Source organism: Streptomyces alboniger (genome assembly GCF_008704395.1).
Taxonomy (GTDB): Bacteria; Actinomycetota; Actinomycetes; order Streptomycetales; family Streptomycetaceae; genus Streptomyces; species Streptomyces alboniger.
Genome location: NZ_CP023695.1, coordinates 2,109,367 through 2,133,736, shown reverse-complemented (window position 1 = coordinate 2,133,736; position 24,370 = coordinate 2,109,367). Strand labels below are relative to the sequence as shown.

23 protein-coding genes and 1 riboswitch are annotated in these 24,370 nt (G+C 71.6%); of the genes, 17 read left to right on the top strand and 6 right to left on the bottom strand.

Annotated features, from left to right (window positions below; translation table 11 throughout):
- The first annotated feature begins 12 nt into the window (after positions 1–12).
- The 5 genes from qcrC (at position 13) to CP975_RS09385 (ending at position 6,508) form a co-directional block, all read left to right on the top strand.
- Positions 13–822 (top strand): cytochrome bc1 complex diheme cytochrome c subunit, encoded by an 810-nt coding sequence (gene qcrC / locus CP975_RS09405; protein ID WP_030787007.1) that lies wholly within the window; start codon positions 13–15, stop codon positions 820–822.
- On the top strand, positions 819–1,880 hold the full coding sequence (gene qcrA / locus CP975_RS09400) for a cytochrome bc1 complex Rieske iron-sulfur subunit (protein WP_055527340.1): 1,062 nt from the start codon (positions 819–821) through the stop codon (positions 1,878–1,880). Before qcrC ends, qcrA begins: the two co-directional genes overlap by 4 nt.
- A gap of 4 nt (positions 1,881–1,884) precedes the next feature.
- Positions 1,885–3,504 carry a cytochrome bc1 complex cytochrome b subunit gene (gene qcrB, locus CP975_RS09395; protein WP_055527342.1) on the top strand — a complete coding sequence of 540 codons (1,620 nt, stop codon included), beginning with the start codon at positions 1,885–1,887 and terminating at the stop codon, positions 3,502–3,504.
- A 152-nt stretch (positions 3,505–3,656) separates the two neighbouring features.
- Positions 3,657–4,721, top strand: coding sequence for an anthranilate phosphoribosyltransferase (gene trpD / locus CP975_RS09390; protein ID WP_055527343.1), 1,065 nt, complete (start codon positions 3,657–3,659; stop codon positions 4,719–4,721).
- Between the two features lie 100 nt (positions 4,722–4,821).
- A riboswitch (SAM riboswitch) is annotated at positions 4,822–4,939 on the top strand.
- Between the two features lie 186 nt (positions 4,940–5,125).
- Positions 5,126–6,508: an aminotransferase class V-fold PLP-dependent enzyme gene (locus CP975_RS09385; RefSeq protein ID WP_055527347.1), complete on the top strand. Its 1,383-nt coding sequence runs from the start codon at positions 5,126–5,128 to the stop codon at positions 6,506–6,508.
- Between the two features lie 47 nt (positions 6,509–6,555).
- On the opposite strand, the gene CP975_RS09380 is transcribed toward CP975_RS09385, so the two are convergent.
- Both CP975_RS09380 and CP975_RS09375 read right to left on the bottom strand, forming a co-directional pair.
- Positions 6,556–6,837, bottom strand: coding sequence for an Lrp/AsnC family transcriptional regulator (locus tag CP975_RS09380; RefSeq protein WP_030787022.1), 282 nt, complete (start codon positions 6,835–6,837; stop codon positions 6,556–6,558).
- A complete protein-coding gene (locus CP975_RS09375; RefSeq protein WP_055527349.1) occupies positions 6,834–7,568 on the bottom strand; it encodes a rhomboid family intramembrane serine protease in 735 nt (244 codons plus the stop codon). The genes CP975_RS09380 and CP975_RS09375 overlap by 4 nt, the downstream gene beginning before the upstream one ends.
- 157 nt (positions 7,569–7,725) lie before the next feature.
- On the opposite strand from CP975_RS09375, the gene CP975_RS09370 reads away from it, so the two are divergent.
- The 5 genes from CP975_RS09370 (at position 7,726) to CP975_RS09350 (ending at position 13,180) form a co-directional block, all read left to right on the top strand.
- Positions 7,726–7,965 carry a hypothetical protein gene (locus CP975_RS09370; RefSeq protein WP_055527351.1) on the top strand — a complete coding sequence of 80 codons (240 nt, stop codon included), beginning with the start codon at positions 7,726–7,728 and terminating at the stop codon, positions 7,963–7,965.
- 34 nt (positions 7,966–7,999) lie between these two features.
- On the top strand, positions 8,000–9,349 hold the full coding sequence (locus CP975_RS09365; RefSeq protein ID WP_055527352.1) for an NYN domain-containing protein: 1,350 nt from the start codon (positions 8,000–8,002) through the stop codon (positions 9,347–9,349).
- A 293-nt stretch (positions 9,350–9,642) separates the two neighbouring features.
- Positions 9,643–10,689, top strand: coding sequence for a C40 family peptidase (locus CP975_RS09360; RefSeq protein WP_150476748.1), 1,047 nt, complete (start codon positions 9,643–9,645; stop codon positions 10,687–10,689).
- 209 nt (positions 10,690–10,898) lie between these two features.
- Positions 10,899–11,930, top strand: a complete 1,032-nt coding sequence (locus tag CP975_RS09355; RefSeq protein WP_055527354.1) for a C40 family peptidase — start codon at positions 10,899–10,901, stop codon at positions 11,928–11,930.
- Positions 11,931–11,977: 47 nt separating this feature from the next.
- Positions 11,978–13,180: a hypothetical protein gene (locus tag CP975_RS09350; RefSeq protein ID WP_199782870.1), complete on the top strand. Its 1,203-nt coding sequence runs from the start codon at positions 11,978–11,980 to the stop codon at positions 13,178–13,180.
- On the opposite strand, the gene CP975_RS09345 is transcribed toward CP975_RS09350, so the two are convergent.
- Complete coding sequence (locus CP975_RS09345) at positions 13,137–14,375, bottom strand: glycosyltransferase family 87 protein (protein WP_150476747.1); 1,239 nt, start codon at positions 14,373–14,375, stop codon at positions 13,137–13,139. The genes CP975_RS09350 and CP975_RS09345 overlap by 44 nt on opposite strands.
- A 146-nt stretch (positions 14,376–14,521) precedes the next feature.
- On the opposite strand from CP975_RS09345, the gene CP975_RS09340 reads away from it, so the two are divergent.
- Positions 14,522–15,664, top strand: coding sequence for a glycosyltransferase family 4 protein (locus CP975_RS09340; RefSeq protein WP_055527359.1), 1,143 nt, complete (start codon positions 14,522–14,524; stop codon positions 15,662–15,664).
- Positions 15,665–15,878: 214 nt separating this feature from the next.
- Here CP975_RS09340 and CP975_RS09335 read toward each other — a convergent pair whose 3' ends face one another.
- On the bottom strand, positions 15,879–17,675 hold the full coding sequence (locus CP975_RS09335; protein WP_055527361.1) for an AMP-dependent synthetase/ligase: 1,797 nt from the start codon (positions 17,673–17,675) through the stop codon (positions 15,879–15,881).
- A gap of 297 nt (positions 17,676–17,972) precedes the next feature.
- Between CP975_RS09335 and CP975_RS09330 the strand changes: the two genes are divergently transcribed.
- From CP975_RS09330 to CP975_RS09305, 6 genes are all read left to right on the top strand, one after another.
- The gene (locus CP975_RS09330; RefSeq protein WP_055527397.1) at positions 17,973–18,743 is read left to right on the top strand and encodes a metallophosphoesterase family protein; all 771 of its coding nucleotides are present in this window, start codon (positions 17,973–17,975) and stop codon (positions 18,741–18,743) included.
- A gap of 67 nt (positions 18,744–18,810) precedes the next feature.
- Positions 18,811–19,251 (top strand): SRPBCC family protein, encoded by a 441-nt coding sequence (locus CP975_RS09325; protein WP_055527363.1) that lies wholly within the window; start codon positions 18,811–18,813, stop codon positions 19,249–19,251.
- A gap of 50 nt (positions 19,252–19,301) precedes the next feature.
- Positions 19,302–20,462 (top strand): ArsA family ATPase, encoded by a 1,161-nt coding sequence (locus CP975_RS09320; RefSeq protein WP_055527364.1) that lies wholly within the window; start codon positions 19,302–19,304, stop codon positions 20,460–20,462.
- 34 nt (positions 20,463–20,496) lie between these two features.
- Entirely contained in the window at positions 20,497–20,961 is a 465-nt protein-coding gene (locus CP975_RS09315; protein ID WP_055527366.1) for a DUF5304 domain-containing protein, read from the top strand.
- Positions 20,962–21,014: 53 nt separating this feature from the next.
- On the top strand, positions 21,015–21,968 hold the full coding sequence (locus tag CP975_RS09310) for an ROK family glucokinase (RefSeq protein WP_030783713.1): 954 nt from the start codon (positions 21,015–21,017) through the stop codon (positions 21,966–21,968).
- 121 nt (positions 21,969–22,089) lie between these two features.
- A complete protein-coding gene (locus CP975_RS09305) occupies positions 22,090–22,854 on the top strand; it encodes an endonuclease/exonuclease/phosphatase family protein (protein WP_055527368.1) in 765 nt (254 codons plus the stop codon).
- Between the two features lie 54 nt (positions 22,855–22,908).
- Here CP975_RS09305 and CP975_RS09300 read toward each other — a convergent pair whose 3' ends face one another.
- Together CP975_RS09300 and CP975_RS09295 are read right to left on the bottom strand one after the other, a co-directional pair.
- Complete coding sequence (locus CP975_RS09300) at positions 22,909–23,598, bottom strand: hypothetical protein (protein ID WP_055527370.1); 690 nt, start codon at positions 23,596–23,598, stop codon at positions 22,909–22,911.
- Complete coding sequence (locus tag CP975_RS09295) at positions 23,591–24,370, bottom strand: alpha/beta hydrolase (RefSeq protein WP_055527372.1); 780 nt, start codon at positions 24,368–24,370, stop codon at positions 23,591–23,593. Before CP975_RS09295 ends, CP975_RS09300 begins: the two co-directional genes overlap by 8 nt.

Genomic DNA, 24,370 nt, shown 5'->3' with positions numbered 1-24,370 from the left:
CCGGGGTAATCCGTGAAAAAGCTCTCCGCACGACGACGCCATCCGCTGGCGGCGGTCGTCGTCCTACTCCTCGCGCTGGCGGCCACCGGGGGGCTGTACGCCGCGTTCGCGCCGGCGGACAAGGCGCAAGCCGACGAAACCGCCCAGTCCCTCGCCATCGACGAGGGCAAGAAGCTCTACGCCGTGGGCTGCTCCAGCTGCCACGGAACCGGCGGTCAGGGCTCCTCCGACGGTCCGAGCCTGGTGGGCGTGGGCGCCGCGGCGGTCGACTTCCAGGTCGGCACCGGGCGCATGCCGCTCCAGCAGCAGGGCGCCCAGGCGCCCAAGAAGAAGGTCATCTACAACCAGGCCCAGATCGACCAGCTGGCGGCGTACATCTCGTCGCTGGGTGCCGGTCCCTCGGTCCCCACCGAGAAGCAGTACAGCCCGGACGGGGCGGACATCGCCAAGGGTGGCGAGCTGTTCCGCACCAACTGCGCCCAGTGCCACAACTTCACCGGTGAAGGTGGCGCGCTGACGCACGGCAAGTTCGCGCCGTCGCTCGAAGGTGTCTCTCCGAAGCACATCTACGAGGCCATGCAGACCGGCCCGCAGAACATGCCGTCCTTCCCCGACACGACGATGCCGGAGAAGGAGAAGAAGGAGATCATCGCGTACCTCGACGCGGTCAACGGCGAGAAGACCCAGAGCCCTGGGGGTCTCAAGCTGGGTGGACTGGGCCCGGTCAGTGAAGGCCTCTTCGGCTGGATCTTCGGTCTCGGCTCGCTGATCGCGGTCGCCGTGTGGGTCGCCGCTCGGACCGCAAAGGCCAAGAAGTCATGAGTAGCCAAGAGATTCCAGAAGAGAACCTGCCCAGCAAGCAGGTGACCGAGCCCGAGCACGGTTCGGTCGCGGTCGCGGACGAGAACCCGTTCGCCGACCCGGGCCTTCCGCCCCACCAGCACCGCATCCAGGACATCGACGAGCGGGCCGCGAAGCGCTCCGAGCGTGCGATCGCGTTCATGTTCACGCTGTCCATGCTCGCCACGGTCGGCTTCATCGCCTCGTTCGTCACCATCCCGGCGGACAAGAGCATCTACGTCTGGCCGATCGGGCACATCAGCGGTCTGAACTTCGCCCTGGGGCTCACCCTCGGCCTGGCGCTCTTCTGCATCGGCGCGGGCGCGGTCCACTGGGCCCGCACCCTGATGTCCGACGTGGAGGTCGCCGACGAGCGTCACCCGATCGAGGCCGAGCCCGAGGTCAAGGCCAAGGTCATGGCCGACTTCAAGGCCGGTGCCGAGGAGTCGCAGTTCGGTCGGCGCAAGCTGATCCGCAACACGATGTTCGGCGCGCTCGCCCTGGTTCCGCTCTCCGGCGTCGTCCTCCTGCGCGACCTCGGTCCGCTGCCCGAGGACAAGCTCCGGCACACCAAGTGGGCCAAGGGCAAGAAGCTCGTCAACATGAACACGCACGAGCCGCTGCGCCCCTCGGACGTGCAGGTCGGTTCGCTGACGTTCGCCATGCCCGAGGGCATGTCGGAGCACGACCACGACTTCCAGACCCAGATCGCCAAGGCCGCCCTGATGATCGTCCGGATCCAGCCGGAGAACATCAAGGACAAGCGCGAGCTGGAGTGGTCGCACGAGGGCGTCGTCGCGTACTCCAAGATCTGCACCCACGTGGGCTGCCCGATCTCCCTGTACGAGCAGCAGACGCACCACGTCCTCTGCCCGTGCCACCAGTCCACCTTCGACCTCTCCGACGGTGCCCGAGTGATCTTCGGCCCCGCTGGTCACGCCCTGCCGCAGCTGCGCATCGGTGTGAACGAGGAGGGCTACCTCGAGGCGCTCGGCGACTTCGAAGAGCCCGTCGGTCCTGCCTTCTTCGAGAGGGGCTGACCTGATGAGCAGCGACAACAAGAAGAAGGCACCCGCCGGCGAGCGGGTGGCCGACTGGGCCGACGGCCGTCTTGGGATCTACTCCCTGGCCAAGGCCAACATGCGCAAGATCTTCCCGGACCACTGGTCCTTCATGCTCGGCGAGATCTGCATGTACAGCTTCATCATCATCATCCTCACGGGTGTGTACCTGACGCTGTTCTTCCACCCGTCGATGAACGAGGTGGAGTACCACGGCAGCTACGTCCCGCTCCAGGGACAGCTGATGTCCGAGGCGTTCAACTCGACCATGCACATCTCCTTCGATGTGCGCGGTGGTCTGCTGATCCGGCAGATCCACCACTGGGCGGCGCTGATCTTCCTCGCCGGCATGTTCGTGCACATGATGCGCGTGTTCTTCACGGGCGCCTTCCGCAAGCCGCGTGAGGTCAACTGGCTGTTCGGCTTCCTGCTGTTCGTCCTCGGCATGTTCACCGGCTTCACCGGTTACTCGCTCCCGGACGACCTGCTCTCCGGCACCGGTGTCCGCTTCATGCAGGGTGCGATCCTGTCCGTCCCGGTCGTCGGCACGTACCTGTCGATGTTCCTGTTCGGCGGCGAGTTCCCCGGCGGCGACTTCGTGGCCCGGTTCTACTCGGTCCACATCCTGCTGCTGCCCGGCATCATGCTCGGCCTGATGGTGGCGCACCTGATCCTGGTCTTCTACCACAAGCACACGCAGTTCGCGGGCCCCGGCAAGAGCAACAAGAACGTCGTCGGCATGCCGCTGCTGCCCGTGTACATGGCCAAGGCCGGAGGCTTCTTCTTCCTGGTCTTCGGTGTCATCGCGGCCATCTCGGCGATCGCCTCGATCAACCCGATCTGGGCCATCGGCCCGTACCGCCCGGACCAGGTGTCGACCGGCGCCCAGCCCGACTGGTACATGGGCTTCGCCGAGGGCCTGATCCGTGTCATGCCGGGCTGGGAGATCAACCTCTGGGGTCACACGCTCGTCCTGGGCGTCTTCATCCCGCTGGTCATCTTCCCGCTGGTCCTCGCGGCGATCGCGGTCTACCCGTTCATCGAGTCCTGGGTCACCGGGGACAAGCGCGAGCACCACATCCTGGACCGCCCGCGCAACGCCCCGACCCGTACGGCCTTCGGTGTCGCCTGGATCACCGCGTACATGGTCATGCTCATCGGTGGTGGTAACGACCTGTGGGCCACGCACTTCCACCTGTCGCTGAACGCGATCACCTGGTTCGTCCGGATCTTCTTCTTCGCCGGACCGGTCATCGCCTTCATCGTCACCAAGCGGATCTGCCTGGGTCTCCAGCGCCGCGACAAGGACAAGGTGCTGCACGGCCGCGAGTCGGGCATCATCAAGCGCCTGCCGCACGGTGAGTTCATCGAGGTCCACGAGCCGCTCGACCAGGGGCAGCTGCACACGCTCACCGCGCACGAGCAGTACGCGCCGGTCGAGATCGGCCCGACGGTCGACGAGAACGGTGTCGAGCGCAAGGTGTCCGGTACGCAGAAGCTCCGGGCCAAGCTCTCCAAGGGCTACTACGGGGAGGACAACCAGATCCCCAAGCCCACCGCCGAGGAGTACAAGGAGATCACCAGCGGCCACGGCCACCACTGATCGCCTGAAGGTCTGACCAGATCGCCACGGCGAGAGCCCCGTCCAGTTCATGGACGGGGCTCTTTGCCGTCCCGGCGGCTGGATAGGGTGGACCCACCCGACGTGTCGGGTTCCTCTCTTCCCTGTCCGACGGACGAACACCAGGAGCGGCCATGAGCGCTGTGACCCCCGCAGGAGGCACTACCGCGGCGGGCCGTTCCTGGCCCGACGTGCTGAACGGCCTGCTCGACGGGCGCGACCAGAGCGCCGACGACACGGCCTGGGCCATGGACCGCATCATGCGCGGAGAGGCCACCGACGCGCAGATCGCCGGGTTCGCGGTCGCGCTGCGGGCCAAGGGGGAGACCGTCGAGGAGATCTCCGGTCTCGTACGCGCCATGTACGCGCACGCCCGGGTCATCGACGTGCCGGGGCCCAGCGTCGACATCGTCGGCACGGGCGGCGACGGCGCGAAGACCGTCAACATCTCGACCATGTCCGCGATCGTCGTCGCGGGCACGGGCGCGAAGGTCGTCAAGCACGGCAACCGCGCCGCCTCCAGCGCGTCCGGCGCCTCCGACGTACTGGAGAAGCTCGGCGTCAACCTGGACCTCTCGCCGCAGCGGGTCGTCGAGGTGGCCGAGGAAGCGGGCATCACGTTCTGCTTCGCGGTGAAGTTCCATCCGGCGCTGCGCCATGTGGCCCCCGCCCGCAGGGAGCTGGGGATCCGCACGACCTTCAACTTCCTCGGTCCGCTCACCAACCCCGCCAAGGTGCGGGCCCAGGCCACCGGGGTCGCCGACGCGCGCGTCGCGCCGATCGTCGCCGGGGTGCTCGCCGAGCGCGGCTCGTCGGCGCTGGTCTTCCGCGGTGACGACGGGCTCGACGAGCTGACGACGACGGCCACCTCACGGGTGTGGGTCGTGCGGGACGGAGCGGTGCGCGAGGAGGCCTTCGACCCCCGTGACGTCGGCATCGACCTGGTGCCCGTCGAGGCGCTGCGCGGCGCGGACGCCTCGTACAACGCGGAGGTCGCCCTGCGGCTGCTCGACGGCGAGAGGGGGCCGGTGCGGGACGCCGTGCTGCTGAACTCGGCGGCGGCGCTGGTCGCCCTCGAACCGACCGACGCGCCCCTGGTGGAGCAGATCCGCGCCGGCATGGAGAAGGCGGCCAGGGGGATCGACTCCGGGGCCGCGAAGAAGGCCCTGGAACGGTGGGTGGCGGCCAGCAACCGCTGACCCTCCCGCCCGTTTCCCGCTCACCCGTGTGACGCAAGGCGCAGTCCGGATTCTGGACTGCGCCTTGCGCGTCGAAGATCGTGTGGCAGGATGCTGGACAGGTCATGAGTGACAGCGACTACGGCCCCGGCCCGCTGTCCGGCAACCCTCCGTCCGTGGCGGGGTGCCCCGGGTGAAGACCAGGTCGTACGCAGCAAGGCGTATGGCAAGCGCGGACCCCTCGCAACCCTGGGGTCCTGGTCCTCAAGGGAGCAGTCTCGTGAGCAAGCGAATGTGACAGGGCTTCTACGCCCCGCCTCCGCACACCCTTCTCCACTCTTCTCCCGCGCCGTCGACGCAAGTCTGATGCAGCTCCGACGCAGCTCCGGCGCGGTGAATTCGCCTGCCTCTCACGGGAGTTCGCCATGTCTGTTTCCGCCGTCGCCGCCGATTCGTCCGTCTGCGCCCCGCTGGCCGTCCTCGGCCGGGACGTCACCGTGCCGCTGGTCACCGGCGGCGAGGTGACGTACGCCGCGCTCGACTACGCGGCGAGCGCACCGGCGCTCCAGCGGGTGTGGGACGACGTGGCCGCGTACGCGCCGTACTACGGCAGCGTGCACCGCGGTGCCGGGTACCTCTCGCAGCTGTCGACCGACCTCTTCGAGAACTCCCGTACCACCGTCGCCGAGTTCCTCGACTGCCGCGAGGACGACCAGGTCGTCTTCACCCGCTCCACCACCGACTCGCTGAACCTGCTGGCAGCCGCCCTGCCCGCCGACTGCCAGGTCTTCGTCTTCGAGACCGAGCACCACGCCTCGCTGCTGCCGTGGCGGGACGCCCGCGTCACCTACCTCAACGCGCCGCGCACCCCCGGCGAGGCCGTCCGGACCCTGGAGCGCGCCCTGGCCGACCGCGATCCCCACGGGCCGGCCCTGGTCTGCGTCACCGGCGCCTCCAACGTCACCGGTGAGCTGTGGCCGGTGCGCGAGCTGGCCGCCGCCGCGCACGCCCACGGCGCCCGGATCGTGCTCGACGCCGCGCAGCTCGCCCCCCACCACCCCGTCTCCGTACGGGAGTTGGACGTCGACTGGGTCGCCTTCTCCGGGCACAAGCTGTACGCGCCCTTCGGCTCGGGCGTCCTCGCGGGCCGCTCCGACTGGCTGCGCGCGGCCGAGCCCTACCTCGCGGGCGGCGGTGCCTCGCGGAAGGTGGCGCGACGCCCCAAGGAAGCAGGCGGCGGCGTGGACGTCGAGTGGCACGACACCGCGGCCCGGCACGAGGCCGGTTCGCCGAACGTCATCGGCGTCTACTCCATCGCCTCCGCCTGCAAGGCGCTCACCGAGGCCGGCTTCGACGAGCTGGTGGCCCGCGAGCGGCACCTGATCCGCACGGTGCGCGAGGGGCTCGCCGAGGTGCCCGCCGTCCGGGTGCTCTCGCTGTTCGGCGACGACGCGCCGCGCGTGGGCGTCATCTCCTTCGTCGTGGACGGCTGGAACAGCTCGCACTTCGCGGCGGCGCTCTCCGCCGAGTACGGCATCGGCGTACGCGACGGCCTGTTCTGCGCCCACCCGCTCGTGCGCACCCTGCTCGGCGGCGAGTCCGACGAGCCCGGCGAGTGCGGCGCCCCTGAGGCCGCGCCCGGCGAGAAGTCGCTCAACGCGATCCGCGTGAGCTTCGGCGCGGGCACCCCCGACGAGCACGTCGAGCGTTTCGTACGCGCCGTCAAGGAGCTGGTGGCGGACGGCGCGCGCTGGAACTACCGCACCGAGGACGGGCGTTGCGTGCCGGACACCGACGCCGCCGTCTGACCCCGGGCAGCCGTAGCCGGTCGCGGACCCTCATGGAGTCCGCGCGGCTACGAGTCGAGGCCGATCGCGAACGCCGCCTCAAGGTCGTGCTGCGAGTACGTGCGGAACGCGACATGCGTGTCGGTCGCCTCCACGCCGGGGATCTTGCTGATCTTCCCCGGGATGACGTCCGCGAGGTCGTCGTGGCGCGGCACGCGGACCATCGCGATCAGGTCGTAGGTGCCGGTCACGGAGAAGACCTCGCTGACCGAGTCGAGCGCGGCGATCGACTCGGCGATCTCCGGAATCCGGTCCACGCTGGTCTTGATGAGCACGATCGCGGTGATCACGGCTGGCTGTCTCCCTCGATGGCCGGTACTGCTGTGGCCTTCACTCTAGTCCTCCGTACAGACCATCCCCAGGCGTAGAGGAACCCGAGCGAGAAGCCCACCAGGTGTGCCAGATACGCCACCCCCGTCCCCTTGCCGCCCTGCCCCGCCGCCAGCCACTGGAGCGTCACCCAGAACGGCAGCACCACCCATGCGGGAAAGCGCAGCGGCAGGAAGAAGAGGAACGGGAAGAGGCTGGTGACGCGTGCCTTCGGGAAGAGATAGAGGAAGGCGCCGAGGACGGCGGAGATCGCCCCCGAGGCCCCGACGAGCGTCTGACCGGACCCCGCGTGCGCCGCGGCGTAGGCGAGGAGGGCGAGATACCCGCAGCTGACGTAGAAGAGCGCGTACGGGAGGTGCCCCATCCGTTCCTCGACCATCGCCCCGAAGACGTACAGGAACAGCATGTTCCCCAGCAGATGCACCCAGCTGCCGTGCACGAACAGCGCGGTGAACGGGCCGAGCGCGGCGCGCGGGACGCCGCTGAACAGCTCGGCGGGCACCACGCCCCAGCGCTCGAAGTAGGCCTGTTGCGCGGCGAGCAGCCGGTCGCCGGTGCCGTAGGCGGGATTGAACCCGGAGACCGGCGAGATCACGAAGACCAGACAGCAGACGGCGATCAGTCCGTACGTCACCGGGGCGGACCGGCCCCTGAGCAGCCGGGCCGCCTTCGGACCCCATGCTTTGATCATGGACAGAGCATGACGTAACGGACGGTACTCGTACAGACCGCCATGCCGCGACGGACGCCGCCGCATGGCGCCCCTTACAGGCCTTAGGGTTACGGGCAATGCGCACCACGGAAAACCGCGTACGTACCACGGCCACCGACGAAAGCGAACAGCCACGATGACGGTTCCCCTGCCGACGGACACCACCCGGTGGCGCTGCACACTCTGCGGCAATCTCACGCGTTTCGACGTGACCCGGACGTCGAAGGTCGTCGAGTATGTGCATCTCGACCTGGCCGGTGAGTCGAACATCGAAGAACGCGAGGTGGTCAGTGAGACCATCGAGTCGGTGCGCTGCCGCTGGTGCAACGCGGTGGATCAGGTGGAACTCGTCGACAGGCCGGGCACCGACTCCTGAGGGAGCGGGGCCCGCACAGCTAGTGGGGTGACGGATGGTGGAGAGCGCAGGCGGGGAGCCGGACGACGGCACCGCTGAGGTGCTCGACCGTCCGCTGCCCGACGGGGTGCGCCGAAGGGTCGTACAGATCGTCTCGGACGGCTTCGGCGGGCTGACCCTGGCCGAATTGCCCGCCCAGCTGCGGCAGTACGCCCGCTTCACGCCCACCCGGCGCGCGAAGTTCGCGGGCAACGCCATGGCGGCGGCGCTGGAGGGCGACACCCTCTTCCGCCAGCGCATCGGCGAACGCCTCAGGGAGGCGCAGCCCGAGCTGGCCGGCGCCCTGGCCGCCGGCTCCCCGCCCCCGGCCGCCGACCCCCTGGACGTGGCCGCCGCGGCCTATGTGCTGCGCCCCCCCGGTTGGGTGAAGCTCGTAACCGCCGCCGGCGAGGAGGCTCAGCGCGCCGACGCCGAGCGCGCCGACGAGGAGACCAGGGCCGAGCTGGACCGGCTGCGCGAGGAGCTGGCCGCCGCGCGCGGGCAGACCAAGGCGGAGACCGAGCGGCTGCGCGCGGAGCTGGAATCGGCGCGCAGGGAAGCCGAATCGATGCACCGCAAGCTGCGCGGGGCGCTCAGCGACGTCAAGCGCGGGGAGGCGGCACTGCGCAAGGCCACCGCCGAGACCGAGGCGGTCCGCGCCGAGGGGCAGGCCCAGCTCTCCGCCGCTGAGAGCGAGGCGCGCCGGCTCAAGGCGCGGCTCGGCGAGACCGAGGCCGCTCTGGAGGCCAGCCGCAGGGCGGCGCGCGAGGGACGCAGCGTCGAGGACATGCGGCTGCGACTGCTGCTCGACACGGTCCTGGAGTCGGCCCAGGGGCTGCGGCGCGAACTGGCCCTGCCGCCCGTTTCGGTACGGCCCGCGGAGACCGTCGACGCCGTCGAGCCCGGCCGGATGTCGCCCAAGGACATCGCCGCCCGCGCGCTCTCCGAGAACGACCCGGCGATCCTGGACCAGTTGCTGGCCCTGCCGCAGGCCCATCTCGTCGTCGACGGCTACAACGTCACCAAGACCGGCTATCCGACCATGCCCCTGGAGAAGCAGCGGCTGCGGCTGCTCGGCTCGCTCTCGCAGCTCGCCCTCCAGTCGGGGGCCGAGGTCACCTGCGTCTTCGACGGGGCGGAGCTGGCCGCTCCGGTGCTGCTCGCGCCGCCGCGCGGGGTGCGGGTGCTCTTCTCCAAGCCGGGTGTGACCGCCGATGAGCTGATCCGTCAGCTGGTGCGCGCGGAGCCGCCGGGCAGGCCCGTGGTCGTCGTCTCGACCGACCGCGAGGTGGCTGACGGGATCGCCAAGGCGGGGGCGCGGCCGGTGGCTTCGGCGGTGCTTCTGAAGCGGCTCTCGCGGGGCTGACCCGGCGCGGCTTTCGCGGGGCTAAGGAGTGTCAAGTAACTCCTGGGCTCTATGCCCGAATTGGGCGTCACCTCGTGTGACCTAGCGCCAGAAGTTCATTACTGGCTGTGCGTTATCGGTAAAGAATGCGCTTCGCGACCGATTTTTTGCTGATGAGATTTGAACTGATCACAAGAAGGTCACTAGGGTCACCCCTCGAACCCCCGCTCGGTTGATCACCCATCCGGGGTGGCGGCGGTGGTACCCGCCCGCCGCGTCTCGGTAGGCGGCTGGAGGAAGAAGGAGCCGCCCGCGTGGCGTCCCACCGTCGACCCAAGCAGCCGAGCCGCACTCGCGTGACCGTGCTCACCGCGACCGCCGCCGCTGCCGTGGCCCTCACCTCGCAGGGTGCCGCCCAGGCCGCGCCGAAGCCGGGCAAGGACGAGGTCAAGTCCAAGGTCGACAAGCTCTACGAAGACGCGGAACGGGCCACCGACAAGTACAACGGGGCCAAGGAGAAGCAGGAGAAGCTGGAGAAGCAGATCGGCGCTCTCCAGGACAAGGTCGCCAGCGGCCAGGAAGAGCTGAACGACCTGCGCGACGGCCTCGGTTCGATGGCGAGCGCCCAGTACCGCTCCGGCGGCATCGACCCCTCCCTCCAGCTCTTCCTCTCCTCCGACCCGGACGACTACCTCGACAAGGCGTCCACCCTGGACCAGCTGAGCAGCCAGCAGGTCGACTCGCTCAAGAAGATCCAGAAGAAGCAGCGGGACCTCGCGCAGCAGCGCAAGGAGGCCGCGGGCAAGCTCGACGACCTCGCGGACACCCGCACGGAACTCGGCAAGAAGAAGCGGGAAGTCCAGGCCAAGCTCGGCGAGGCGCAGAAGCTCCTCAACACGCTGACGGCCAAGGAGAAGTCGGACCTGGCCGCCAAGGAGAAGCAGCGCGCGAGCCGTGCCGCCGACCGCGCCGCCGACAAGCCCGCGGACCTCGGCAAGGAGACCCCCGCCTCCGGCCGCGGCGCCGCCGCCCTGAGCGCCGCCGCCACCCAGACGGGCAAGCCGTACGTCTCCGGCGGCACCGGCCCCAACTCCTACGACTGCTCCGGGCTCACCCAGTGGGCGTACGCGCAGGCCGGTGTCTCGATCACCCGGACCACGTACACGCAGCAGAACGACGGCACGAGGCTCGGCCGCGGCGAACTGAAGCCCGGCGACCTGGTGTTCTTCAACAACCTCGCGCACGTCGGCCTCTACGCGGGCAACGGCCAGGTGCTGCACGCCCCGAAGCCGGGCGCCGTGGTGCGCTACGAGTCCATGGAGTACCTCGGCGACTTCCAGTTCGGCGTCCGCGTCAGCTGACGTCAGCACGCTTGCCGCACCGTCCGAACGGGCGAATTCCGGCAACCGCCGCTGACCCCGCGCCCCGCTGATGACCTGCGTCTGAAGCGGGGCGTCGGGCTGTCCGCACCCCCGCGGGTCGTTGGCCGCCACGCAGTCGCACGGCTACTGTCGGCGCGCATTCCCCCGGAGACCTGGGGGTCCGTCAGCGGAAGGGAGAGCGGCTACCCGTGGGGTCCCATCGCCGTCCCGCAGAGCCCGGCCTCGACCGGAGCACGCGCGTCACCGTCCTCTCGGCGGCGGCGGCCACCGCGGCCGCCGCCCTCGCCGCCGTGCCCGCGGGCGCCGCGCCGCAGGACAAGCCGTCCGACACCCGGGCCACGGTGGACCGGCTGTACGAACAGGCCGAGCAGGCGACCGAGGCGTACAACAAGGCCGATGAGCGCGCGGACAAGCTGCGCGCGCAGGTCGAGCGGGCCCGGGACAGCATCGCGCGGGGCCAGGAGCGGATCAACCAGATGCGCGGCGCACTCGGCGCGCTCGCCGGAGCGCAGTACCGCGAGGGCGGCATCGACCCCACCCTCCAGCTGATGCTCTCCTCCGACCCGGAGGGCTACCTCGACAAGGCCACCGCCCTGGACCGGGTCAGCACCCGGCAGGCGGGGCAGCTCACCGACCTGCGGCAGGCCCAGCGCGGCCTCGCGCAGCAGCGCACCGAGGCCGGGCGCAAGCTCGCCGAGCTGGAGAAGAGCCGCGCCGTCGTCGCCCGCCACAAGCGCCTCGTCGAGAACAAGCTGGCCCAGGCGAGACGGCTGCTCAACTCCCTGCCGAGCGAGGAGCGCGAGGCGTACGACAGGTCGTCGCGCTCCGGTGCCGGACGCGCCGAGCTGCCCGAACTCGGCGGTGCCCCGTCCTCCTCGCGGGCCGCCGCCGCCATCGCCGCCGCCAGGTCCGCGATCGGCCGCCCCTACGTGTGGGGCGCCAACGGGCCCTCCGGGTTCGACTGCTCGGGCCTCATGCAGTGGTCGTACGCCCAGGCGGGCGTCGGTCTGCCCCGCACCTCGCAGGCCCAGCGGTACGCCGGGCGGCAGGTGCCCCTGGCCCAGGCGCAGCCCGGCGACCTCGTCACCTACCGCGACGACGCCAGCCACATCGGGATGTACATGGGCAACGGCCAGGTGGTGCACGCCCCCTACCCCGGTGCGCCGGTCCGCTACGACCCCGTCGGCATGATGCCGGTCTCCTCCGTCACACGCGTCTGACTCCGACCGGAGCCCGGTCGCCACCGCCCCGTACGATCGGGCAGGTGGTGGCTGGTCACAGGCGTGGGTCGTGGGTGGTGGCGCTGTGTCTCGCGCTCTGCCTCGCCGTGCTCGCCGGCTGCGGCGGCGACCCGGTCCCGGACTCCGCCGCGGGTGAGGTGCGCAGGCTCCTCGAACGCCGGGCGCACGCCGTCCTCGACGGGGACGAGAAGGCGTACGAACGGACCGAGCGGGCGGCGGCCGGCGCGGCGGATCTCTTCGCGAACGTCCGCGGCATCCCGCTGGCCGCCTGGGAGTACCGCCTGAACCACCTCGACCGCGACGGCTCCCGGGCCACGGCGGACGCCGAACTCCGCTACCGCGTCGAGGGCCACGACCGCGCCCCGCTCATCGCCGAGCGCACCCTCTCCCTGGAACGGCACGGCGGGCGCTGGTACGTCACCTCCGAGCGGCCCGCGGAGAACGCCGGTGAGCAGCTGTGGGACCAGGGGAGGGTGCGGGCGGTGCGGGGCGGCCACAGCCTCGTCCTCGGCGTCGGGCGAAGCGTCCAGGAGCTGCGCGGCTACCGCGCTCTCGCCGACCGGGCGGTGCCCGCGGTGCGGGCGGCCTGGCCGGGGGAGTGGCCGGGGAAGGTCGTCGTGGTCGTGCCCCGGTCCCTGAAGGGCATGGCGGGCCTCCTCGGGGCGCCCGCCGCCGGCTACCGGGGGATCGCGGCGGTCACCACGGGCGAGGCGGGCGGCTCCGGGCGGGCCCCCGCGGACCGGATCATCGTCAACCCCGAGGCGTACGGCGTCCTCGGCAACTTCGGCAAGCAGGTCGTCCTGACCCACGAGACGGCCCATGTGGCGACCCGCGCGCAGACGTCACCGGCCACCCCGCTCTGGCTCTCCGAGGGCTTCGCGGACTGGGTGGGCTACCGCGGCACGGGGCGTACCGCGCCGCAGGCCGCCCCCGAACTGCGGCGGGCGGTACGGCGCGGAGAGCTGCCGGACGCGCTCCCGAAGGACGGGGACTTCGGCTTCGGCCGGGAGTCCGCGCGGCTCGCCGAGTCGTACGAGGGCGCGTGGCTGGCCTGCCGGATGATCGCGGACCGGTGGGGCGAGCGGAGGCTGACGGACTTCTACCGGGCCGTCGGCGCCCACGACGAGCGGGCGGGCGCGGTCGAGGACGCCCTGCGCGACGTCCTGGGCACGACGCCCGAGGACTTCACGGCGCGCTGGCGTACGTATCTGCGCTCGGAGCTTGGCTGAGCTGCTCGGGCACCGGCCGCCCCGCCCGGCCGCGCGGCTCGGACACGGTCTGCCGCCACAGGTTCCGGCAGGCCAGCAGGGCCGCCGCGACCAGCAGGCCATTGCGTACGAGCAGTAGCGCCACGCCCAGCGGGTCGCTGGCCACCACGTGCGAGAACCACACGGGGAACTCCAGGAACGTCACGAACGTGGCCGCGAGGACCAGGCGGGCCGGCAGCTCCATGCGGCTCGTGCGGAACGCCAGGCAGACGGCGGCGACACCGACCAGCCACAGCATGTACTGGGGGCTGATCACCCTGCTCGTCGCGGTGAAGAGCAGCACGGCCACGAAGGCGGCGTCCGCGAGCGTGCTCGCCGACCGGGCCCGCGCGCGCAGCCGCCACGCCAGGAGCCAGCAGCAGGCCGCCGCGGACAGCACCTGCGCCGCCGTGCTCACCAGCGGGACGCCGGGGCCGAGGAACTCCACCGAGCCGTAGTTGAGCCGCACCTCACCCCGCCAGCCGAGGTGCCGCCCCACGTGGAAGACCAGGGCGCCGAGGGACTCCACCTCCGTGCCGCGGTCGCGCTGGAAGGTGAGGAACGCGAGCGCGCCCGGCATCGCCACGAGGAACGCCAGCGTGACACCGAGGGCCGCGCCCGCCGCCGCGGCCCAGGACCGCAGGGCCGCCCGCCCGCGAGCCACCCCCACGAGCAGCAGCACGGGCCACACCTTCAGCAGCGCCCCGAACCCGGCGAGCGCCCCCATGGTGCGCGGATGCCGGGCCCCCGCGAGCAGCGCCGCGACCGCGACGGCGGTCACCAGCACGTCGTAGCGGGCGTACACGGTCGGGCCGAGCAGGGGCACGCCCACGATCCACACCCACAGGCCGCGCACCGACTTGCCGGGGCGCCGCCCCGCGTACAGCAGCAGCCCGGAGACCGCCGCGTCGGCGAGGAGGGCGAGGACGAAGAAGGCGGAGGCGTAGTCGAGGAAGGGCAGGAGGGCGGGGGAGAGGACCGCGAGGGCCGCCGCGGGCGGGTACTGCCAGGTGACGTCGTCGAGCGGGAAGGTGCCCGTGCGCAGGACCTCGTACCAGCCCTGGTAGATGACGGAGACGTCGCTGGTGACGTCCGGTCCCGGGGCGGTGAGCACATGGAGGACGCAGAGCAGCAGAACGGTCCTGGTCAGGACCCAGACGGTCAGGATGCATGCCATGCGTGCCTCGCCCCCATTTGTGCATTTCATTGCGATTCGGGGTGTCATGATGCCGGGCGGGGCCGGGCGAGGGCGAAGAGGCGGGGCCGATCGGTACGGTCGGCCGCTTTCGGCGCGATCGGCGGTTTTCGGTACTGTCAGGCGCGATGCACAAGACCCTGATCGTCACGAACGACTTCCCGCCCAGGCCCGGTGGCATCCAGGCGTTCCTGCACAACATGGCGCTGCGCCTGGACCCCGAGCAGCTCGTCGTCTACGCCTCCACCTGGAAGCGCGGCCGCGAGGGCGCCGAGGCCACCGCGGCCTTCGACGCCGAGCAGCCCTTCGAGGTCGTACGCGACCCCACGACGATGCTGCTCCCGACCCCGCGCGTCACCCGCCGCGCCGTCTCGCTCCTGCGCGAACACGGCTGTACGTCGGTGTGGTTCGGGGCGGCGGCGCCGCTCGGACTCATGGCGCCCGCGCTGCGGAGGGCGGGGGCGAAGCGGCTCGTGGCCACGACGCACGGGCACGAGGCCGGCTGGGCCCAGCTGCCCGCCTCGCGCCAACTGCTGCGCAGGATCGGCGAGTCGACGGACACCGTCACCTATCTCGGGGAGTACACGCGCTCCCGGATCGCGGCGGCGCTGTCGCCCGCGGCGGCCGGCCGGATGGTCCAACTGCCGCCCGGGGTCGACGAGAAGACGTTCCACCCGGGGTCGGGCGGCGATGCGGTGCGGGCGCGGCTCGGCCTTGCCGACCGCCCTGTCGTCGTGTGCGTCTCGCGGCTGGTGCCGCGCAAGGGCCAGGACACGTTGATCCTCGCCATGCCGAGGATTCTCGCCTCCGAGCCGGAGGCGGTGCTTCTGGTGGTCGGAGGCGGACCCTACGAGAACGACCTCCGCAAGCTGGCCGCCGAGACCGGCGTCGCGGGCTCCGTCCGTTTCACCGGGTCGGTGCCGTGGGAGGAGCTGCCCGCGCACTACGGCGCGGGGGACGTCTTCGCGATGCCGTGCCGGACGCGGCGCGGGGGCCTGGACGTGGAGGGCCTCGGGATCGTCTACCTGGAGGCGTCGGCGACGGGGCTGCCCGTGGTCGCAGGGGACTCCGGGGGCGCGCCGGACGCGGTCCTCGACGGGGAGACGGGCTGGGTCGTGCGGGGCGGCGCCCCGGAGGAGGCGGCGGATCGGATCACCGCGTTGCTCGCGGACGCGGAGTTGCGGCAGCGCATGGGCGGGCGGGGGCGCCTTTGGGTTGAGGAGAGGTGGCGCTGGGACCTCCTGGCGGAGAGGCTCCGGGAGCTGCTTTAGCGCCGCGACCGGGGGTTCTCGCCCACCTGCCGGCCGTCATGGGGTCCTCGCGCAGTTCCCCGCGCCCCTAAAAGCCGGGCTGCGCCCGCTTTTATGGGAAGCGGGGCGGAGCCCCTGCTTCAGGGGCGCGGGGAACTGCGCGAGCAACCACGACGAGACCGGCAGTCGCGAGACGAGCAAGGCCCCCCACGGCGAGTGGGCGGCCCCACCGACGCTACCCGCGGTAAATCGCCTCGATCTCGTCCGCGTAATCCTTCGCCACCACATTCCGCTTCAGCTTCAGCGACGGCGTCAGATGCCCGGACTCCTCCGTGAACTGCGAGGACAGCACACGGAACTTCCGTACGGACTCCGCCTTGGAGACCGCCGCGTTGCCGTCGTCCACCGCGCTCTGGATCGCCGCGAGCAGATCCGCGTCGTCACGCAGGGAGGACGCCGTCGACCCCGCGGGCTTGCCGTGCTCGGCGGCCCAGCGGCCGAGGAACTCGTCGTCGACCGTGACGAGTGCCCCCACGAAGGGGCGGCCGTCGCCGACGACCATGCACTCGGCGACCAGCGCGTGTGCGCGGATACGGTCCTCGATCACGGCCGGGGCCACGTTCTTGCCGCCGGCGGTGACGATGATCTCCTTCTTGCGGCCGGTGATGCGCAGATAGCCGTCCTCGTCGAGGGTGCCGATGTCGCCGGTGTGGAACCAGCCGTCGGCGAGGGCCTCCTCGGTGGCGCCCTCGTTGTTCCAGTAGCGCGAGAACAGGTGCTCGCCGTGGAGCAGGACCTCGCCGTCGTCCGCGATGCGCACGACGGAGCCGGGCAGCGGCTGGCCGACCGTGCCGATCTTCTGGCGGTCCCAGGGGTTGAAGGCGGTGGCCGCGCAGGACTCGGTCAGGCCGTAGCCCTCCAGGACCGTGAAGCCGATGCCGCGGAAGAAGTGGCCGAGGCGCTCGCCGAGCGGGGCGCCGCCGGAGATCGCGTACTCGCCGCGGCCGCCGAGGACCGCGCGCAGCTTGCTGTAGACCAGCTTGTCGAAGATCTTGTACTTGATCCGCAGGCCGAGAGAGGGACCCGAGGACGTGTCGAGCGCGCGGCTGTACGCGATCGCCGTGTCCGCGGCCTTGTCGAAGATCTTGCCCTTGCCCTCGGCCTGCGCCTTGGCGCGCGCCGAGTTGTAGACCTTCTCGAAGACGCGCGGAACGCCCAGGATCATGGTCGGCCGGAAGGAGGCGAGTTCGTCCGTGAGGTTCTTGACGTCCGGCGCGTGGCCCAGCTTGATCGGCGCCATCAGCGCGGCGACCTCGACCAGCCGTCCGAAGACGTGGGCGACGGGCAGGAAGAGCAGGACCGAGCACTCACCCGTGCGGAAGAGGGGCTTGAGGCGCTCCACCACGTTGCCGCACTCCGCGAAGAAGCTGCGGTGGGTCAGCACACAGCCCTTGGGGCGGCCCGTGGTGCCCGAGGTGTAGACGATGGTGGCCGGGTCGTCGGCGCCGGCGGCCGCGCAGCGCTCGTCGAGGGTCTGGTCCGTGACCTCGGCGCCCGCGCTCTTCAGCTCCTCGACGCCGCCCTTGTCGATCTGCCAGACGTGCGCGAGGGCGGGCAGCCGGTCGCGTACGGACTCCACGGCGGCGGCGTGCGCGTCCAGTTCGACGAGGCAGGCGACGGCACCGGAGTCGCCGAGGATCCACTGGATCTGCTCGGCCGAACTCGTCTCGTACACCGGCACGGTCACCGCGCCCGCGCTCCAGATGGCGAAGTCGAGAAGCGTCCATTCGTAGCGCGTACGGGACATCAGGCCGACGCGGTCGCCGGGCCGCACACCGGCGGCGACCAGACCCTTGGCGGTGGCGCGCACCTCCGCGAGGAAGGTCTTGGCGTCTACGTCCTGCCAGCTGCCGTCGACCTTGCGGCCGATGACGGCGACATCCGGGTGCTGCGCGGCATTTCTACGGACGATGTCGGTCAGATTGCCGTCCGCAGGGACCTCGTACAGGGCCGGAAGGCTGAACTCGCGCAAGACTGCTGCTCCTACATAGGGCGCCGGCGCCACGACGTTGTGTGCTGCGACGGTGCGGTCCAAGATCGGGCAGGCGCTCAGTCGAGTGGGGGCTGAGCACTACTGGACTGCCCGGACGTTACCCATCGGTATGGCTTGTTCGGTAGGGGGGCGGCCCCAGATGTTCGGTGCGTCACACGTCGCCGTTGGTCTGAACCGCACAGTACGCCACCGCCTTCCCGACTCGGAAGTAACCGCAGGTCCGGCCGCCGCCCCCGCCCCTACCGCCCGCCGGACACCCGTCCTAGGGTGATCGGCATGCCAGCTTTCCGGGTCAACGTGGTCAGTGACGTGCACGGCAACGCGGCGGACCTCGCCCGCGCGGGGGACGGCGCCGACGCGCTCGTCTGCCTCGGCGACCTCGTGCTCTTCCTCGACTACGCCGACCACGCGCGTGGCATCTTCCCCGACCTCTTCGGCGCGGCGAACGCGACCAGGCTGGTGGAGCTGCGCACCGCCCGCCGCTTCGAGGAGGCCAGGGAGTTCGGCAGGCGGCTGTGGGCGGGCGTCGACCGCGGCCCTGCGGTCGAGAGCGCGGTCCGCAAGCAGTACGCGGAACTCTTCGCCGCCTTCCCCACCCCCACGTACGCCACCTACGGCAACGTCGACATGCCGGCCTTGTGGCCTGAATACGCCGGGCCCGGCACCACCGTCCTCGACGGCGAGCGCGTCGAGATCGGCGGACGCGTCTTCGGCTTCGTCGGCGGGGGCCTGCGCACCCCGATGCGTACGCCGTACGAGATCAGCGACGAGGAGTACGCCGCCAAGATCGAGGCGGTCGGCGAGGTCGACGTCCTGTGCACCCACATCCCCCCGGACGTCCCCGAACTCCTCTACGACACCGTCGCCCGCCGCTTCGAGCGCGGCAGCCGGGCCCTGCTCGACGCGATCCGCTCCACACGCCCGAAGTACGCGCTCTTCGGCCACGTCCACCAGCCCCTGGTCCGGCGCATGCGCGTCGGCGCGACGGAGTGCGTGAACGTGGGCCACTTCGCCGGGTCCGGCAGACCCTGGGCCCTGGAGTGGTGACTCCGTGGCGCGCGGTAGCCTTCACGCGGTAGAGCCGCACCGGACCGCATCTGGAGGAGCCACAGCGATGGCGGAACACACCAGCTCGAGCATCACGATCGAGGCGGCCCCGGCCGAGGTCATGGGAGTGATCGCCGACTTCGCTCGCTACCCGGACTGGACCGGAGAGGTGAAGGAGGCCGAGGTCCTCGCCACCGACGAGCAGGGCCGCGCCAAGGAGGTCCGCCTGGTCATGGACGCGGGCGCGATCAAGGACGACCAGACGCTCGGCTACACCTGGACCGGGGACAACGAAGTCAGCTGGACCCTCGTCAAGTCCCAGATGCTGCGCTCCCTGGACGGCTCCTACCTCCTGAAGCCCACGGCCTCCGGCACCGAGGTCACCTACAAGCTGATCGTGGACGTCAAGATCCCCATGCTCGGCATGATCAAGCGCAAGGCCGAGAAGGTCATCATCGACCGGGCCCTGGCGGGACTGAAGAAGCGGGTGGAGTCCAGGGAGGCGTGAGCTGACGCCTCCCGCGGCGCGGGAGCGCCGTTGACGTACGGTTCAGCGTTATGCGCACCCTCCTCGTCACCGGCCCCGGCGGCTCCGGACGGACCACCGTCGCCGCCGCCACGGCGCTCGCCGCCGCGCGCTCAGGACACCGCACGCTGGTGATCGGCGCCGACCGCACCGACACCCTGCGCGCGGTGCTCGGCGGCACGGACGCGCACCCCGGGCTCACCGTGCGGCACCTGGCGCCCGCCGACCGCTTCCGGGACGACCTGCTCGCCCTCCAGGAACGCGCCGCCTCCGCCCTCGACCTGCTCGGCGCCGAGCGGCTCGACGGCGAGGAGCTGACCCCGCTGCCCGGCAGCGTCGAACTGGCCCTGCTGCGCGCCCTGCGCGACGCCGCGGGCGAGGGAGCCCACGACACCGTGGTCGTCGACCTGCCGCCCGCCCCCGAAGCCCTCGCGCTCCTCGCCCTGCCCGAGCAGCTGCGCCGCTATCTGCGCAGGCTCCTGCCGCCCGAGCGGCAGGCCGCCCGCGCGCTGCGCCCCATGCTCGGCCGCCTCGCCGGCGTCCCGATGCCCGCCGCCTGGATGTACGAGACCGCCGCCCGCGGGGAAGCCGAACTCGCCGCCGCCCAGGCCGTGGTCGAGGCCCCCACCACCACCGTGCGCCTGGTCGCCGAGCCGGGCCCCGCGGGCGCCGACGCCGTCGCCGCCACCGCCACCGGCCTCGCCCTCCAGGGCCTGCGCACCGACCTCCTGATCGCCAACCGCGTCCTGCCCGATGCCTCCACGGACACCTGGCTGGCGGCGCTCTGCGCGCAGCAGCACAAGACGCTGGACGAGTGGGACGCCACGTACGAGCAGGTCGGCAGGGTCCGCCACCTCGGCCACGACCCGCGCGGCGCCGACGACCTCACCGCCCTGCGCGTGCCCGCCCCCACCGCCGCCTCCGATCCCATCGAGTGGCCCGTCACCCGGGCGCCCGCCGACGAGGACGGACACGCGTACGTCTGGCACATCCCGCTCCCCGGCGCCGTACGCGAGCAGCTCGGCCTGATCCGGCGCGGTGACGAGCTCGTCGTCACCGCCGGGGCCCACCGCCGCATCGTCACCCTGCCGTCCGCGCTGCGCCGCTGCACGGTCGCCGGGGCCGGGCTGCGCGAGGGCGAGCTGAGAGTGCGGTTCGCGCCCGACCCGGACCTGTGGCCGCAAGGACGGTGAACGGGGTACCCCCATTCGGGTAACGTCGAGTGGTATGAGCGATGCCACCGGGCGCGAAGCCCCCGAAGCCGACGCCGACGCCTGGGAGCAGGCGTGCGCCGAGGACCTCGCGGCGGAACAGGCCCGCCGCCGCGCCCAGTACGGGCCGCAGCCCGGCACGGCCGCCGAGGAGCTGCGCAAGCTCGTCGACGCCGTCTCCGAGAAGCTCTCCGGGCTCCAGGCACCACTGCTCGGCGCGGTCGGCCAGGGCGTCGTCGAGCAGACCGTGAAGCAGGTCGTCCAGCAGGCGAAGGCCGCGGTCGAGCCGGTCATCGAGCGCAACCCCGACGTCTTCGACCACCTCGCCGCCGCAGGCTCCGAGCTGCTCGCCGCCTACCGCTCGGCGGCCCGCGGCCAGGAGGGCCGCTGGACCCGCGGCGACACCCCGGGCACCCCCGCACCCGGCCCCGACCGCAAGGACGACGGCCCCGCACCCGGGGAACACATAGATCTCGACTGACCCCCCCCTCGGGTACGGTGGCCCTAGCGGGGTTCGATCGAACTGAGGGATTCATGGGACTCACCATCGGCGTCGACATCGGCGGCACCAAGATCGCGGCCGGAGTGGTCGACGAGGACGGCAACATCCTCTCGACCTTCAAGGTGCCGACCCCCGGAACGTCCGAGGCCATCGTCGACGCGATCGCCTCCGCCGTGGAAGGCGCGCGGGCCGGACACGAGATCGTCGGCGTGGGCATCGGCGCCGCCGGTTACGTCAACCGCCAGCGCTCCACGGTCTACTTCGCGCCGAACATCGACTGGCGGCAGGAGCCGCTCAAGGACGAGGTCGAAAGGCGCGTCGGTCTGCCGGTCGTCGTGGAGAACGACGCCAACGCGGCCGCCTGGGGCGAGTACAGGTTCGGCGGCGGCAAGGGCCACCGCAACGTCATCTGCATCACGCTCGGCACCGGCCTCGGCGGCGGCATCATCATCGGCAACAAGCTGCGCCGCGGCCACTTCGGCGTGGCCGCCGAGTTCGGCCACATCCGGATGGTCCCGGACGGGCTGCTCTGCGGCTGCGGCAGCCAGGGCTGCTGGGAGCAGTACGCCTCCGGGCGCGCCCTCGTGCGCTACGCCCGCCAGCGGGCCAACGCGACACCCGAGAACGCGGAGTACCTCCTCTCGCTGGGTGACGGCACCCCCGACGGCATCGAGGGCAAGCACATCTCGATGGCCGCGCGGCAGGGCGACGCCGTCGCCATCGACTCCTACCGCGAGCTGGCCCGCTGGGCGGGCGCCGGCCTCGCCGACCTGGCGTCGCTCTTCGACCCGTCGGCGTTCATCGTCGGCGGCGGCCTCTCGGACGAGGGCGAGCTGGTCCTCGACCCGATCCGCAAGTCCTTCAAGCGCTGGCTCGTCGGCGCCGCCTGGCGCCCCGAGGCCCAGGTCATCGCCGCCCAGCTGGGCAACAAGGCGGGTCTGGTCGGCGCGGCGGACCTGGCACGGGAGCCCGACCCGGTCATGTGACCCCGCGCTCCTAGCGCCGTCGATCGCGCTGCGCTCGTCCTCGAACGCCGGCCGGACTGGATCTCCCCAGCCCGGCCGGCGTTCGCGTATCGCCGTCCCGCGTTCGCGTATCTTGATCGCCATGCCGACGAGTTCGACCTCCTCGCTCCCCAACTCGCGCACCGAATCCGACGGTTCCGCCGTCGTCCGGGTGCTCAGCTACAACATCCGCTCGATGCGCGACGACACCGACGCGCTCGCCCGGGTCATCGCCGCCTGCGCCCCCGACCTCGTCCTGGTCCAGGAGGCGCCGCGGTTCTTCCGCTGGCGCAAGAAGCTGGCCCGTCTCGCGCGCGCGGCCGACCTGGTGATCCTCTCCGGGGGCGGCACCGCGTCCGGACCCGCGCTGCTCTGCTCGCTCCGGGCGACCGTGGAGAGCACCGAGGACGTGCTGCTGCCCCTCACCCCGGGGCTGCACCGGCGCGGCTTCGCGACGGCGGTCGTCCGTTTCGGGGGCGCCCGGCTCGGCGTCCTGAGCTGTCACCTGAGCCTGCAATCCGACGAGCGGTACGCGCAGGGCGGGATGCTGCTGGAGCGGCTCGCCGGGCTCGGCGTGGAGCACGCGGTCGCGGGCGGCGACCTCAATGAGCGTCCTGGCGGCCGTACGTTCAAAAGGCTGGCCGCCGCGCTCCAGGACTGCTGGGTGGCGCGGCCCTGGGGCGGCGAGAACACCTCGACGCCCGGAGATCCGCACCAGCGCATCGACGCGCTCTTCGCCACGCCGGGCGTCGAAGTGCTCGGCTGCGGTGTGCCGTTGGGGCTGCCCGGAGTGACGGAGGAGGACCTGAGGGCGGCCACGGACCATCTGCCGGTCCTGGCCGCCCTCAAGGTTCCCGCCGCGCGGTGAGGCTCGTGCTGTGGTGAGGCTCGTGCTGTGGTGAGGCTCGTGGAGCGGTGAGGCTCAGACGACGGCGCCGCGTCCCGGGTCGTCGTCCTCGTCCTCGTCACCGCTGTTCATCCGCATGACGAGCGTGGCGAAGCCGCCCAGGAAGCCGCCGAGGCCGAGCGTGGTCAGCCACCACGTCATCTGCCAGCCGAACAGCACCGCGAGCAGGATGAGGAGCGGGCCGCCGAGCACCGCGAGCCAGGCGAACTTGGCCGTCACGTCCGCCTCGGGCAGCCCCGGCGGCTCCGGAGGCACGAAGTGCCCCTCGTCGTCCGCGTCGAAGTCGTCCTCGGAGGGCTCCGGGGCGGTGTAGTCGCGCGGTCCGCCGACGCCGGGAGCGAAGGAGACGGAGCTGCCGAGCGGCTTGTCGGCGCCGGGTCCCGGGCCGGACTCGGCGTCGGGGGCGTCTTTCGCGGGGCCGTCCTGCGTGGGGGCGGCGCCCGCCGGGCCGTTGCTCTCGGGCTCCAGAAGCGCCAGGTCCTCGACCGACTTGAAGGGCTTCGCGCCCGGCGGATCCGCGGGCTCCTCGCCGTACCCCGCGACGATCGCCTGCCAAGCGGCGTCCTCGTCCAGCGGCAGCCCGTCGTCGCCGGGCACCTTGTTCTTCTCGGCGCTCTTCTCGGCGCCCTTGTCGGGCTCGCGGTTCTTCTCGGGCTCGCGGCTCTCGTCGCGGCTCTCGTCGCGGTCCGCCTCGTGCTCAGCCACCGGTGGCCGTCCCTTCCTTACCGACGCTGGGGGCGAGCCGGCCGATGAACGCGTAGCTCTCCTCGAAAATCCGGTCCGCGTCGTGGTCCAACGTCGCCACGTGGTAGCTCTGTTCCAGCAGGATCTCCGTGACGTCCCTGGACGAGACGCGGCTGAGGACGCGGGCCGAGTCGGCGGGCGGCACCACGTGGTCGCGCGGGCTGTGGAGCAGCAGCAACGGCTGGGTCACCTGCGGCAGTTCCCCGTCGACCATGCGGAAGAAGACGCGCATGGAGTGCGCGGAGTGCAGGGGCACCCGGTCGTAGCCGATCTCCACCGAGCCGGGCTTGGCGATGTCGCTGGCGATGCCCTTCGTCGTCCGTACGAAGTGCCGGGCGACCGGCAGCGCGTAGGGGGACAGGCCGTGCAGCTTGTTCGCCGGGTTGACCAGGACGATGCCGCTGATGGCGTCGCCGTGCTTCGCCGCGAGGCGGAGCGTGAGCGTGCCGCCCATCGAGAGGCCGAAGACGAAGACCCGCGTGCACCGCTCCAGGAGGCCGCGCAGCTCGCGCTCCACCTCCGCGTACCAGTCCTGCCAGCCGGTGGCCTGCATGTCCTCCCAGCGGGTGCCGTGCCCGGGAAGGAGCGGCAGCGAGACGGTCAGGCCGCGCTCCGCCAGATACTCGGCCCAGGGGCGCAGCGACTGCGGGGATCCGGTGAAGCCGTGGCAGAGCAGGACGCCGACCTCGCCGCCTTCGTGGCGGAACGGCTCGGCTCCGGGGAGGACCGGCAC